This window comes from Bacillus weihaiensis (assembly GCF_001889165.1).
Taxonomy (GTDB): domain Bacteria; phylum Bacillota; class Bacilli; order Bacillales; family Bacillaceae; genus Metabacillus; species Metabacillus weihaiensis.
This window is the reverse complement of sequence record NZ_CP016020.1, coordinates 4,274,231-4,287,995: the sequence shown is the minus strand read 5'-3', so window position 1 is coordinate 4,287,995 and position 13,765 is coordinate 4,274,231. Positions and strand designations below refer to the sequence as shown.

Genomic DNA, 13,765 nt, shown 5'->3' with positions numbered 1-13,765 from the left:
GTTAGATGATTTTCCATGTTGAATTATTTTCCAAATCGTTGGCGATACCCACATTTACGGCAAAGCTCTTCTACCGCTACTCTTTGTGAAAATCCATCCACAATCTTTGTCGCGCGCTCTCCTTCAATAATATCTGAAAAACGATTTGTATTAATATTTCCTAAATTGATAATACCTTCACCATCTAAACAGCATGGAATTACCGTACCATTTGCTAAAATTCCCGCCTGATTCCGTAATCCATAGCAAAAGCCTTTACCATCATCCTCTTCTTCATGTAAGGCCGGCCACTTAAACTCATAGTCTTGGTTAATATAAATGCGGTCAGATAATTTCAGGCCACTTCCCGGTGTGACCTTCTCTTCAATCTTATAATCTAGTTGAAATTCTCTTTCGATTATACTGAGTAACTCTCGATTGCGTTGCCTCTCAAGATTCGTAGTATTATCTTGGGTAAGATTCCACAAGCGTAATGATATGATTAGTTCCGAGTCTTTAGTTGCTTCTTTAATAAAAGATACAACGCTCATGACATAGGCTTCTTTGTCTCGGGAACCTGGATGCCCGTCGAAGCTATGAAGCGATATATTCATTTGCCTTAACGCAGGCTTATTGATAATTCTATCTTTCTTTTTTTCTAACAATGTACCATTTGTCGTGATATTCACTTTAAATCCTTTTTCATGTGCTATATCTAGAAACAGATCGACTTTAGGATGCAGTAGAGGCTCTCCCTTTACATGCAAATAAATATAATCGGTATGAGGCTTTATATCATCTAATCTTTTCGTAAAGTCCTCTACGGACAAAAACTGCTTTTGTCTCTCAGTTGGAGGACAAAAATGACATGCTAAATTACACACACTCGTGATTTCTAAATAAAACTTTTTAAACTTTTTCAAGCTCGTTTTCCCCACTTCTTGTGTTTCTATGATCAAAAGAATACTCTGTTTTTATTAGAGCATACTTCTTGCCTATTGGGTATATGTTTATTTGAGGAAAAAATATCACAGATCATCTTGGATGAAGTAAGGTGTAAGGCACCCGCCCATTACAAGTTCTACAATCCTTCGACCAAATCTCGTTTTGCTTTTGAGATTCGTGCAAGATCTTGCTCAGTTTGTCTAACCTGTTCTTTTAACGACATCACAATATCCTGTGCTTTACGTGATTCGCTTCTTACCTGATCTAAGGATTGTTGTATTTTACCCTGAACCATATAGTCAGCAATAAATCCATCGAAAAAGAAGTCAGCAAACCGAAGCATACTTGAAATATCGATCTCAAGCTTTACCTCTTGTCTGAGATCTAAGAGCTCCTTTTGAAATTGTCTCATTTCTCTTTGGGCTTGATGTAAATACGTTTCTGCCTCATCAAGATGCTGATGCTTTACGATTCCAGATACCATCCCACCACCAAGCATGTCCCAGGTTCCCCAATTATTTGCTTTTTCTAACGAAGCTTTAGCTTGATGAAGAGTTGCAATCACCTGTTCTCCCTCTTGAATGGCCTCTTTCATTTCCGTTTTGAGCGCTTGCCGTTTTCCCTCTTGCTCACTAAGATCAAACAATTTGAATGCTTCAGGCGATGTACCAGTCTTAATAAGATGTTCTTTTTCATTTAAAAGCTGTAGGTGATATTCCTCTACCTGACTATATGAATCTAGTTTTTCGTATAGTTCCTCCATGCTCTCTTGAATTTCTTTTTTTGTTTTCCTTGCTTCATCAAGTTTATGTCGTGCTTCTAGTAGCTCACTTTTTTCTTTTGAAAGCCTTTCGTCCTTCGTTCCAGTTAAGGTTGCGAATACGTTAGTTATGGTGATGCCTTCAAGCTTTTCAACGTCTCCTTTTTCAAGATGCCACTCTTCTTCTAATTGAGAAATTCTATCGTTAATTCCTTTTAACTCACGTTGGAAATCTTGTAGCTGCACTTGATATTTTCTCTTCTTTCGTACCTTCCCTTCAACTTCTGCTAGCTTTGCATTTAACTCAGAAAACATTCCAAATTCCTCCCTTTGCCCTTTCTAATTCATACGGAAAAAGGGTGTGAAATGTTTCAATTTTTATTTTATAGAACTGAATTTATAACAGGCTTTGGCTTGACTGGAAAAAAGAACTATATAATAATTAGTATATAATTATAACAATTATAGATAGCTACTATAGTATTTATAATTGAAAACAACTTTTAGGAGGAAATGATTACATGTCTTTAATCGGTTCTGAAGTAAAACCATTCCAAGCAAAAGCATACAAAAACGGTGAATTCATCGACGTAACAAACGAAAGCCTTAAAGGTCAATGGAGCGTATTCTGCTTCTATCCAGCTGACTTCACATTCGTATGCCCAACTGAGTTAGAAGATTTACAAAACGAATACGCTACACTTAAAGATTTGGGCGTAGAAGTTTACTCTGTCTCAACTGATACTCACTTTACTCATAAAGGTTGGCACGATAGCTCAGAGAAAATTGGAAAAATTACATATGCTATGATCGGGGATCCATCTCAAACCATTTCTCGTAACTTCGAAGTATTAAACGAGGAGGAAGGATTAGCAGATCGTGGTACATTCATTATCGATCCAGACGGTATCATTCAAACGGTTGAAATCAACGCAGGCGGTATTGGCCGTGACGCAAGCAACCTTGTAAACAAAATTAAAGCGGCTCAATACGTACGTAACAATCCAGGTGAAGTTTGTCCAGCTAAATGGCAAGAAGGCGGAGAAACACTAAAACCAAGTCTTGACCTAGTTGGAAAGCTGTAAGGAGTACACATAATGATACTTGAAGCAGATATTAAAGCACAGCTAGACCAATACCTTCAATTGATGGAAGGTGATATCGTATTAAAGGTCAGCGCAGGCTCTGATGATGTTTCAAAAGACATGCTAGCTCTTGTTGAAGAGCTAGCTTCAATGTCTCCGAGAATCTCATCTGAACATGCAAACCTTGAAAGAACACCAAGCTTTAGTGTAAACCGCATTGGCGAAGATACAGGTATTACATTCGCTGGAATTCCACTTGGACATGAGTTCACCTCTTTAGTATTAGCCCTTCTACAAGTTAGCGGAAGAGCACCAAAGGTTGATCAAAGTATTATTGATCAAATCAAAAACATAAAAGGCGAATTTCATTTTGAATCATACATTAGCTTAAGCTGTCACAATTGCCCTGATGTTGTACAGGCTCTAAACATTATGAGTAACTTAAATGCTAATATCACTCATACAATGATCGATGGAGCAACCTTTAAGGATGAAGTTGAAAGCAAGAACGTGATGGCTGTTCCAACTGTCTTCTTAAACGGAGAATCATTTGGTAGTGGTCGTATGACGCTTGAAGAAATTCTTGCAAAAATGGGAACTGGCCCAGATGCATCAGAGCTTTCTGATAAAGAACCTTTTGACGTGTTAGTTGTGGGTGGCGGCCCTGCAGGTTCAAGTGCAGCAATTTATGCAGCACGTAAAGGAATCCGTACAGGAATTGTTGCTGAGCGTTTTGGCGGACAGGTACTTGATACAATGAGTATTGAGAACTTTATAAGCGTAAGGCGTACAGAAGGTCCAAAGCTTGTTGCCAGCCTTGAAGAGCATGTAAAAGAGTATGGTATCGATGTCATGAACCTTCAAAAAGCAAAACGTCTTGAGAAAAAAGATCTTTTTGAGCTTGAGCTTGAAAGTGGAGCTATCTTAAAAAGTAAAACGGTCATCGTTTCAACAGGTGCTCGCTGGCGTAACGTAAATGTACCAGGTGAGCAAGAATTCAAAAACAAAGGTGTTGCTTACTGCCCACACTGTGACGGTCCTCTATTTGAAGGAAAAGACGTTGCAGTAATTGGCGGAGGGAACTCTGGTGTCGAAGCAGCTATTGATTTAGCTGGTATCGTAAACCACGTAACAGTTCTTGAATTCATGCCTGAATTAAAAGCAGATGCTGTTCTACAGGAACGTTTACACAGTTTACCAAATGTAACCGTGCTAACAAATGTTCAAACAAAAGAAATTACGGGTACAGATACTGTAAATGGTATTACATACATCAGTCGTGAGACAGGTGCTGAAAAACATGTACCATTACACGGTGTATTTGTTCAGATCGGTCTTGTTCCTAATACAGACTGGTTAGATGAAACAGTTGAACGTAACCGTATTGGTGAGATCGTCGTTGATAAACATGGTGCAACAACGGTTCCAGGGTTATTTGCAGCCGGTGACTGTACTGACGGTCCATACAACCAAATTATTATTTCAATGGGTTCAGGTGCAACTGCTTCATTAGGTGCATTTGATTACTTAATACGAAACTAATTTTTTTCGTAACGTTAACGGCGGTTTCCATATTGGAAATCGTCGTTTTTTTGTTAGAGACCTTTGAAAATAGCATTTTTCAATATAGTAGCCCGCTCTTGTAACGAAAGAAAGGCTAGGACAAATATAAAGTCCCAGCCTTTCTTTTCAGCTTAGTATTTATTCCACTCAAGTACATCCTCTAATGGAAGACGAGTTTTTTCAAAACCAGCTTTTGCTCCTTTTCCTAAAGAAATAAGCATAACAGGCTCTAGATTATCTGGTACATTGAATGCATTTACGAACTGATCTGCATCATAGCCACCCATTGGAACTGTATCGTAGCCTTTTGCTTTTGCTGCAAGCATTAACTGCATAGATACTAGTCCACCATCAATCATCGCAATTCTAGATAAACGATCTTCAGGCGCACTTCCATAATTATCTAAAATACTATTTACATACATGTCCTTTACTTCTGGAGTCATGTTTCCTCTTTCAGCGATCTGAGTGTAAATTCTATCTGCATTTTTATATGCTTGTTTATCACCTAATACCGCAATTACAACAGATGCATCAACGATTTGTCTTTGGTTGTTTGCAATTGGTAATAATTCTTCCTTCGCAGCTTGATCTTCAATTACTAAAAATCTCCATGGTTGAAGGTTAGAAGAAGAAGGTGCTAAAATGGCTGCTTCTAAAATTTCACGAATTTCACTGCGGTCCATTTTATGAGTTGGATCATATTGTCGAACAGAGCGTCTTTCTTTTGCTACTGTAAAAAAGTCTGTATTCTCAAGCTCTTTTGGCTTGTCTGTTGTTGTATCAATTTCACTTACCTTTGTTAGGTATTCTTCTTTACTCATTGTTTTCTTTGTCAATTATTCCACTCCCTAACTGTATCGATTTCAGATACAGTATAAACCTTAAACTGTTCCAAAGTCAAACACAGTTACTTATCTAGTTAAAAAGGGTAGAAAAATGGAAGATGAAAGGCCAATACCTTTTCTCTTACCATGATAAAACGGTTGTGAAAAACTATGTTATTTCACTGCAATATGTGGGAGAAATAAATTATTTGTTCTGGTATTTTATGTTAAAGTGTAAATAAGGAAACGGTATAGGTTTGTTTAACTAAAGGGCAGTTTTTTATAACAAGGGGTATCGTCAGTTTTTTTAAGAGAAATTTCCACTCTAAGTAAATAAGATGGTCCTAACGATGTTTTGGTAACGTTTATCTACTTTATTCCAGATCATTAAATATTTATTGAAAAATACATTATTTTAAACTAATTTTATTGTATATTCGGAATGTTTTTACAAATATATTTGTAAGGAGCTTAGCAATGGAAAAGTGGGATTTATTAGATAAGCATCGTGATAAAATAGAGAAACAAATAACTCGTGGAGATGAAATGACACCAGACGAGTTTCATTTAGTAGTGCATGTATGTATATTTAATTCAAAAGGAGAAATGCTTATTCAACAGCGTCAGCCCTTTAAGCAAGGATGGTCAAACCTTTGGGATATCACTTGTGGCGGCAGTGCTGTTGCAGGCGATACAAGTCAGGAGGCTGCATCAAGAGAGTTATTTGAGGAGTTGGGAATTCATTATAACTTTGAAATGACTCGTCCACATTTTACTATTAACTTTGAACGTGGCTTTGATGATTATTATTTAATTGAATATGACTTCGATTTAAATGATTTGACGTTACAGACTGAAGAGGTGAAAGCAGCCAAATGGGCTTCTAAAGAGGAAATCTTAAAGCTGATCGAACTAAAACAATTTATACCCTATTATGAGAGTATCATTGCGTTTCTTTTTGAGGGTCGACATCATTATGGCTCTATTCGTCTTTAAATTAAACGTGCAAGGAATCAAAGACATTCAATCAATTAAACGTTCCCAAATACTAGGAAAGCATTTCTTTTGTGTCACTCTAGACGCAGGATAGTTAATAAGCGATGAATTTAAAAGTGAGTAGAGGTTTAAGTTGAACAAGAAAAATAAGTAATACGATAAAAACGCTCAGAATATTTTCTGAGCGTTTTGATTTACTATTTATACTACAAATTTTCGTTCGCGAACCGTGCTAATTATCTCGCTATTTCTTCTGTAATTAGCTCTTTCCTTATAAATGCTACTCCCTTTAAAAACCCAAAAACACATGCATTTCCTCCTTGATACAAGGTTATTTCTCAACTTTAGGAGACTAGCTCTTTCTTGTTTAAGAGAGCCTTTTATTTAGAAGATCTGCTAGTGTCTTTTTCTCTAAACCTTCAATGATCCAGCCTTCCATTTCATCTCTGAGATCACATAGAGCATCTTGTGTTGGAGGGGCGAAGCATTCTTTGCTTTGTACATTCAGAAATCCCTTTGGAAATAATTCTGCCGTTAGTGCATGATAAACACCTGCCAACGTTATTTCTTCTGGAGATTTGTTTAATGAATAACCACCATCTCTACCTTCTTTTGCTTGAATGATATCCGCTTTAACTAGATGTGTTAAGACCTTCCTTAGAAATGTAGATTGAAACCCAAGTTTTTTGGCCATCACACTACTAGGGCAAATTCCTTCATGAGTTGCAAGTATAATCAATGCTTGTAATGCTAATCCGTACCAGCTAGTATTTGACACTTTCTCTACCAATTCGTTCACCCCTTTAGTCCTATTTTATTTTGATTGAAAATAGGAAGGATGTCAAAGGACTAATGGAAGATTATGAGATTTTTGTACCATTTTCGACATGTTCATCTGGCTTTATTAATACAACATCCCCTTCTTCTTGTACGCCTCCAAGTATAAGTACCTCTGATTTAAAACCAGCTATTCTTCTTGGAGGAAAGTTTACGATTGCGACAACTTGCCTTCCAGTAAGTTCACCTGGAGAATATCGTTTTGTGATTTGAGCCGATGAATGTTTACTTCCAATCTCAGGACCAAAATCGATTACAACCTTAATTGCTGGTTTTCTTGCTTCTGGAAAAGGCTCAGCCTTTACAATGGTCCCAACTCTCATATCTAGCTCTAGAAAATCTTCAATAGTTGCCAATCTACACACCCACCTTTTTCGCCTTCAGATTTAGACATTTACTGTCTTTATCTTAGTATGATCAATTTTCTTCATAGGAAGAATAAGGAAAACTATACCGAAAATTAAAAGAAATAGTCCTACCCATGACACAATGTTCATCGACTCATTAAGTAGAAATATGCCAAGCATTGCTGCTGTTAATGGTTCCGCTAAGGATAATGTAACTGCAGTAGAGGATGGCACTCTTAGAAGTCCCTTAGCAAATAAATAATAGGCTAGTGATGTCGTAATAAGTCCTAAATGTAAACTCACAAGCACTCCATCTGGTTTAACTATCCACGACATATCGTATATAACCAAAAATGGAGAGAGAATAATTGCGCTTAAGGAGAATACAACGGCAACAACAACTAGTGATGATTGCTGCTTACCTAATTCTGCACTAATAAAGGTGTAGCTTGCAAATGATAGCCCAGCACCTAAGGCAAGTAAGACCCCAAGTGGGTCAACTTGAATGGACCCATCATTTAAAAATAACAGGATACATCCTGCTATGGATAATAAAGTAGCGCCCCACCACTTTTTAGAAGGCATTCTTTTTGCAAAGGCCCATTCGATTGCTCCTGATAGGATCGGGGCACTCCCGATGGCAATCACAGTGCCAATTGCGACTCCTGTCACTTTTACACTGGAGAAAAATAATGGCTGGTAACAAGCCATACATACCGCTGCTAGGATCGTCTGTTTCACTGGCCAATTTTTAAAGGTCATTCCCTTTGTCAAAAGGACAACCGCCATGAGAGAAAAGCCACCTATAGCCAACCGTGCTGCGCCAATTGCAATTGGATGTGCCAATTCAGGTGCAAAGGATTGAGCTGTTCCTGTTGTTCCCCAGAGAATCGCAGCAACTAACACAAAGATCGGGGTTCGTTTTTCTTTATTCATGATTTGATATCACCTCAATTCTACAGCTGATGGAAGTAGAATTGCTAGAAAGCAACTCCCCTTAAAAAAGATAAAAACCTATAAAGTAATGATAAAGAAATGTATCTTTCTTCTCTTTCCTTAATTTAAGATTCTTTTTATCCATTTTTAAGATATCGATAGCGAATAGGAGAGATTCCCTCTTGTTTTACAAACCACCTTGTGAAAGAAGACGAGTTGTCAAAGCCAATTTCCTCACTAATTCTCGTCATTGTCCAATCAGTCTGGAGGAGGAGTGTCTTTGCTTCTTTCATTCGTAAATCTGAAAGATATTGTTTTGGACTTTTACCTGTTTTTTGTTTAAACCAAGTAGAATAATATGTGGGGTGATAATGCTCGATTTCTGCCAATTTCTCTAAACGGAATGGCTTTTTAAAATTCTCGTGAAGATAGATGATGGAAGTAGGTAACGAAATCTCTAACTTACTCGTGATATAGCGTGTTAAGTCATTCAATGCATTACTATCCCTTCTCCTTGATTCCTCTACTAATAAGGATCTAATTGCCGACCACTGCTCATCTATATGAACAAGCATCCGATCTGTTTGGTGGGGAATAAAGTTCTTTGGAATATCTAAAATTAAAAATTCATTACGTTCTTTCGATCGATACAAATGATTCAGATCTGGAGGAAGGTAGAAACAGGAATCTGGCTTAAGAACTAGATCCTGATTTTTTGTATGGATATCCAATGACCCCACCAGAGGGAAGAGAAACTGACCAAATTCATGCTGATGTGAAGTAAACTCTCTTCTATACGAACGTTTCTCACAAATAACCTGATTAAGCACAGTCACCCTCTCCTTCCATTGAAATTACTGAATGGGAATCATTACTTTTACCATTGTTTCTCTTTCTGTTGAGTCAACTTCAATTGTCCCGTTATACTGGTGGACAATTTCCTTTACAATAAATAAGCCTTGCCCCCTTGTTTTTCCCATTAATTCCTTTGTTGAATAGCCTTGGTCAAAGATTTGCTCTTTGTTTTTAATTTTCGGTCCTGTATTTTTAACCATGAAGTAGTAGTGATTATGTTCCGAGTGACATGTAATCTTCACTCTTCTTTGTTCCTCAGGGAGAAGAATTGTGGCTTCTATTGCGTTATCCACTAGATTAGCCAAAATTTTTATTAAATCAAGCGTTTTTATTTTCTCAAATTGACTATCTGAAATCGATAAATCCATATCAATCTGGTAGTTCTGTGCAGAAAGCTTCTTTGTTTGAAGGAAGACAGAAAGACCTGGATGTTCAATATCTAAATGAAGAGTTTCAATTGTCTTCACTTCATGAGAAAGGGAAGCTGCGTATTCAAGTGCTTGTTCATAATGACCAATTTTTAGCAGTCCATGTAACACTTGAACATGATTGATAAAATCATGTCTCACTGAAGACACTGAAGCAATTAATCCCTTTAACTCCGCCTGATAAATGTCTTCTGTTGAAGCTACTTCCTCTATTACGACCTTTTGATACCATCTTTGCATGAACAAGAAGGATAGCACCACTGCTAATACCAAAAAGCCGTTAAAAGCAAAGATAGCCAAACTATTCTTCAGGACTTCTGCTCTTGTTTCTTTGAGGGTATCAATGTTCATATCAATCCCTAGAAATCCAACAATCTGATTTTCTTTGTCCTTTATCGGTGCCCCAACTGAGATATAGGTTACATCATACGTAGAATCGTAGATTGATTTTGTTATAAACGTGTTGCCTTCATATGCCTCTTTCACTTGCTGTTCGGGAACGGTACATTCCACTCCTATTGGATAATCTTCTTTTGTACCGGGAGGGAGACCCACTATCATACCGTATGATACTTTTGGGTTATCAACGGCTAATGTGTAGACATAAAGTGCTCCGATTTTTTCCCTCGCATCGTTTAGATCATGCCTAATTTTCCAATATTCTTCATTTTCAACTGGATTGTTTAAAAAACGCTTGTACGTTTCAACGTCCATTGAATTCGCAATGGAAATGGCAGCTTCTAAACTTCGTTCACCTACAGAGCTCTCTACGGTTTGTCTTATATTGATATACGACATATACATATTTAGCCCTGTAAAAAATAAAAATAGAATAATAGATAAGCTTATTATTAGTTTCATTTTATTGGTTTTCATTGAAGAGTTTGATCTTCCTCACATTTAAAGAATCATGTCATAAATAATGACTATCTACTTATCAGTATATCATCTCCCACCATAAAACTACTCTAATTTTAAGAGGAAAACTTAGATAAATAGTAGGACTTACACCGGATTTTCAAACATGATTAAATGGTTTCGTCCCCCTTTACTGGGCCCTTGGAACTTTACCCCTTCAGGAATCACATACTCAATACATATGGTAAAGACAAATTTCCACTTTTAGATTAATCAAAACTAAAGACTCTATTCTGAAAGATTGTTGCTAATCATCTAGAAAGTAATTAGCAGCAGCATTTTAGTAGAAATAAGGTAGTTATTCTAAGGAGAAAAGCTGCCACTATTCTTTATACAGCGTTGTTTTCTTCATATGACTTAAAGCAACAAAGTTTACGAAAACAGCCAACTAAAAAAGAGGCTGGGACAAAACAAAGAGCCAGGCACCCTCCGATACAATCTATTGTGTGCACTAGATAAATCAGTGCGTACATATAGTCGTTACGATACGGTGCCAGGCACTTCTGTCCCAGCCTCCTTATTGTTTATTTTAGTAGAACAATAGAGGGTGTATAGACACGCACTTGATTTCTACCTGCGTCCTTTGCTACATATAACGCTTGATCAGCTCTGTGGAGAATATGATGGAGTGTCTCGTCTTTTCCGCTCTCTACTCCGGCTACACCTAAACTAAGTGTGACAGAAAGACGATCTCCTTCAGCTGTCTGTAGTGAGGATTCGTTTATTCTCAGACGAAGTCGTTCTGCTAATTCTTCAGCCTCAATTTCTGTGTAGCCCTTTAACGCCAACACAAACTCCTCACCACCGTATCGTGCAAAAAGCTCTCCATGACTTAATTCATTCGTAATCATATTGGCAACATGCTTAAGAATTTCATCTCCTACACCATGTCCATATGTATCATTCACCTTTTTGAAGTAATCAATATCCATGAGGATAATGGAAAAGGGACTTCTATGCTGGTTTGATGAGGTAAGCATGTCTTCACATTGCTGAAAAAATGCTCGGCGATTGTAAATACGTGTTAGCTCGTCATAATAAGCATAATGTTCTAGCTTTACCTGTAATCTCTTTAGTTCTGTAAAATCGGTAAATATCAGTAACAACCCTTCACTTTTTGACGTATGTTGAACCTTCGAAATTCGAACCTGATAAGTTGATATCGTTCCATCTTTTGTGGGCACCCGAAATTCTTGCTGACTAAGCCCATGTTCTAGGCTAAAAGGGGGAGAGTCATGTAAGAGGCTTTGCCATACCTCTAGGAATGGTTTTCCGAGTGTTGTAAGAGATAAACCTGGAAACATTTGCTGACTCGATTTGTTAAATTCAATTAAACGATTATCTTCATCAAGAACCATAGCTCCATCGTTTATACTGTTAAATATAATATCCTTTGCAATCGGCATAAGTGTAAACATTCGAGAAGTACTGATTGACCAGAGATAAAATAAGGATGTCATCCACATAACCATGGGTACAGGATCAATTCCAGGTGGAGTCACACCTAAAAGATAGAGAAAAGAAGTGATCATCGGAATAAGCTGCCCAAAAAGTAAGGATAGTAGCTGCGGCCTATACGTTGCCGTTGTTTCCTTCCACCGGAACATCACAAGTAAAAAAGCAACAAACAAGCTTGAAAATGTATAGAGACCATGTACAATATACCAAAACCCCATTTCTTGATGGACATAAGGTGCCCCCAATTCAGGATCAATTTCAAAAACTCGATAGTGTAGATGGTGAAAGTCATTGGTTGCAACCATTAAGAAGGTCATAATCGGAATGCCTAGTAGTAACCAGGACGATTTACGAGACAAATTAATCCCTAAATATTTCATAATGAATAATAAACCCATTGTTGCAGATAGTGGCATACCTGCATACAAAACAGTTGTCCAAAATTTAATCTCTTCAATCGTTGTAGACATGAGAACATAGACAGAACCAAAGCAATACAGTGCTGTTAAAAACGAATGAAGAATAAATACTTTTGCAATACTTGTATAATGGTGACGTTTAATAAACACATATAAACATAGATACAAATTTAAAACAGTCGACACACAAATTAGCGTGATGGATATATTTAATGCCGAATTCACATTATTCTCCTCATTCTTTTACTTTCTTCTACTTTAGCATAGATTGGATTTTTTGAGTTAGCGTCTTTTTATAGGGGCTGAAAGGGTAAACTGGCAGTCTATTTGAATCTTAGGCTGAAGTTTATAGGCCCATTCAGCAAATCGTTCAATATTATGGGAAAACCACTCAATCTTGGGCAAGACTCGTCTACCTTTTTTAGAAAATTACTCCACTTCGGGTCAAGATCGTCTACCTGTCATATAAACAATTATTTATAAGATTCGATACACCTCTCGCATCCTCTTCCAATGTCTACTTTCTCCTTACTACACATAAAGAGCATAAAAAAACGAAAGAAAGGCACTCTTTCCACCATTTCTTCCGCCTATAACTACTACGTATGGAGAACAGCTCTTCCTTTCCCATGAGGAATACATAGAGGTGTGCCTAAAAGAGGATCTGTCGTAATCATACATTTCATTTCAAATACTTTATGGACAAGCTCTGCATTCACGATCTCATTAGGATCACCTTGTGCGACAATTTTTTGATCCTTTATCGCTACTAAATGATGAGCATATCGGCATGCTAAATTTAAATCATGCAGGACCATCACGATTGTCCTATTTTCTTTTTCATTTAAATCATACAAAAGGTCAAGAATGTCGATTTGATGTGTCATATCAAGGTACGTAGTTGGTTCATCTAATAGAATAATATCTGTGTTCTGAGCAAGCGTCATGGCAATCCATGCCCTTTGTCGTTGCCCACCCGATAGCTCATCAATTGACCGATCCTTCAATTCAAGTAAGGAGGTTGAATGTAGGGCATCTGTCACATGCTGTTCATCTTCTTTTGTCCATTGCTTTAACCAATTTTGATAAGGATATCTCCCTTGTTTTACTAGCTGCAAAACAGACAGTCCTTCTGGAGAATCCGGTGCCTGCGGTAAGATCGCCAATTTCCGTGCCACTTCTTTCGTAGGTAGCTTGGCAATGCTTTCTCCATCAAGGAGGACGCTTCCACCTTCAGGCTTTAGTAGCCTGGCTATCGATCGTAGTAGGGTTGATTTCCCGCACCCATTCCCACCAATAAAGACGGTAATTTCCCCTTTTGGAATGACTAGATCTAATTCTTTAATAATAACTCGATCACCATATGCAAGAGTGAGTTTATCCGTTTGTAAATTACTTGTCATCTCTTCACA

General features: G+C 37.5%; 13 protein-coding genes. 3 read left to right on the top strand and 10 right to left on the bottom strand.

Going from position 1 to position 13,765, the window contains the following annotated elements:
* Nucleotides 1–23: 23 nt before the first annotated feature.
* Nucleotides 24–902 (bottom strand): radical SAM/SPASM domain-containing protein, encoded by an 879-nt coding sequence (locus A9C19_RS20785; protein WP_072581637.1) that lies wholly within the window; start codon nt 900–902, stop codon nt 24–26.
* A gap of 158 nt (nt 903–1,060) precedes the next feature.
* Nucleotides 1,061–1,999 carry a hypothetical protein gene (locus A9C19_RS20780; RefSeq protein WP_072581636.1) on the bottom strand — a complete coding sequence of 313 codons (939 nt, stop codon included), beginning with the start codon at nt 1,997–1,999 and terminating at the stop codon, nt 1,061–1,063.
* Nucleotides 2,000–2,205: 206 nt separating this feature from the next.
* Here A9C19_RS20780 and ahpC point away from each other — a divergent pair, with 206 nt between their 5' ends.
* Together ahpC and ahpF are read left to right on the top strand one after the other, a co-directional pair.
* The gene (gene ahpC, locus A9C19_RS20775; protein WP_072581635.1) at nt 2,206–2,769 is read left to right on the top strand and encodes an alkyl hydroperoxide reductase subunit C; all 564 of its coding nucleotides are present in this window, start codon (nt 2,206–2,208) and stop codon (nt 2,767–2,769) included.
* Between the two features lie 12 nt (nt 2,770–2,781).
* On the top strand, nt 2,782–4,311 hold the full coding sequence (gene ahpF / locus A9C19_RS20770; protein WP_072581634.1) for an alkyl hydroperoxide reductase subunit F: 1,530 nt from the start codon (nt 2,782–2,784) through the stop codon (nt 4,309–4,311).
* Nucleotides 4,312–4,463: 152 nt separating this feature from the next.
* Here ahpF and A9C19_RS20765 read toward each other — a convergent pair whose 3' ends face one another.
* Nucleotides 4,464–5,171 carry a nitroreductase family protein gene (locus A9C19_RS20765; RefSeq protein ID WP_083584458.1) on the bottom strand — a complete coding sequence of 236 codons (708 nt, stop codon included), beginning with the start codon at nt 5,169–5,171 and terminating at the stop codon, nt 4,464–4,466.
* Between the two features lie 465 nt (nt 5,172–5,636).
* On the opposite strand from A9C19_RS20765, the gene A9C19_RS20760 reads away from it, so the two are divergent.
* Complete coding sequence (locus tag A9C19_RS20760; RefSeq protein WP_072581633.1) at nt 5,637–6,155, top strand: NUDIX hydrolase; 519 nt, start codon at nt 5,637–5,639, stop codon at nt 6,153–6,155.
* 367 nt (nt 6,156–6,522) lie between these two features.
* Here the strand turns inward: A9C19_RS20760 and A9C19_RS20755 are convergent, their stop codons facing one another.
* From A9C19_RS20755 to A9C19_RS20725, 7 genes are all read right to left on the bottom strand, one after another.
* Complete coding sequence (locus A9C19_RS20755) at nt 6,523–6,954, bottom strand: RrF2 family transcriptional regulator (RefSeq protein WP_420835804.1); 432 nt, start codon at nt 6,952–6,954, stop codon at nt 6,523–6,525.
* 61 nt (nt 6,955–7,015) lie between these two features.
* Entirely contained in the window at nt 7,016–7,348 is a 333-nt protein-coding gene (gene csaA / locus A9C19_RS20750) for a chaperone CsaA (protein ID WP_072581631.1), read from the bottom strand.
* Nucleotides 7,349–7,378: 30 nt separating this feature from the next.
* Nucleotides 7,379–8,275, bottom strand: a complete 897-nt coding sequence (locus A9C19_RS20745; protein WP_072581630.1) for an EamA family transporter — start codon at nt 8,273–8,275, stop codon at nt 7,379–7,381.
* 137 nt (nt 8,276–8,412) lie between these two features.
* Nucleotides 8,413–9,105, bottom strand: coding sequence for a helix-turn-helix transcriptional regulator (locus A9C19_RS20740; protein ID WP_083584457.1), 693 nt, complete (start codon nt 9,103–9,105; stop codon nt 8,413–8,415).
* A gap of 24 nt (nt 9,106–9,129) precedes the next feature.
* Nucleotides 9,130–10,434 (bottom strand): GHKL domain-containing protein, encoded by a 1,305-nt coding sequence (locus tag A9C19_RS20735; RefSeq protein ID WP_072581628.1) that lies wholly within the window; start codon nt 10,432–10,434, stop codon nt 9,130–9,132.
* A 566-nt stretch (nt 10,435–11,000) separates the two neighbouring features.
* Nucleotides 11,001–12,578, bottom strand: coding sequence for a histidine kinase N-terminal 7TM domain-containing diguanylate cyclase (locus A9C19_RS20730; protein ID WP_072581627.1), 1,578 nt, complete (start codon nt 12,576–12,578; stop codon nt 11,001–11,003).
* Between the two features lie 374 nt (nt 12,579–12,952).
* Nucleotides 12,953–13,756 carry an ABC transporter ATP-binding protein gene (locus tag A9C19_RS20725; protein ID WP_072581626.1) on the bottom strand — a complete coding sequence of 268 codons (804 nt, stop codon included), beginning with the start codon at nt 13,754–13,756 and terminating at the stop codon, nt 12,953–12,955.
* Nucleotides 13,757–13,765 lie beyond the last annotated feature (9 nt).

Coding starts and splice junctions, on each gene's coding strand:
- A9C19_RS20725 (WP_072581626.1), bottom strand. CDS start 13,756: ATGACAAGTAATTTACAAACGGATAAACTCACTCTTGCATATGGTGAT.
- ahpC (WP_072581635.1), top strand. CDS start 2,206: ATGTCTTTAATCGGTTCTGAAGTAAAACCATTCCAAGCAAAAGCATAC.
- A9C19_RS20735 (WP_072581628.1), bottom strand. CDS start 10,434: ATGAAAACCAATAAAATGAAACTAATAATAAGCTTATCTATTATTCTA.
- A9C19_RS20760 (WP_072581633.1), top strand. CDS start 5,637: ATGGAAAAGTGGGATTTATTAGATAAGCATCGTGATAAAATAGAGAAA.
- ahpF (WP_072581634.1), top strand. CDS start 2,782: ATGATACTTGAAGCAGATATTAAAGCACAGCTAGACCAATACCTTCAA.
- A9C19_RS20780 (WP_072581636.1), bottom strand. CDS start 1,999: ATGTTTTCTGAGTTAAATGCAAAGCTAGCAGAAGTTGAAGGGAAGGTA.
- A9C19_RS20745 (WP_072581630.1), bottom strand. CDS start 8,275: ATGAATAAAGAAAAACGAACCCCGATCTTTGTGTTAGTTGCTGCGATT.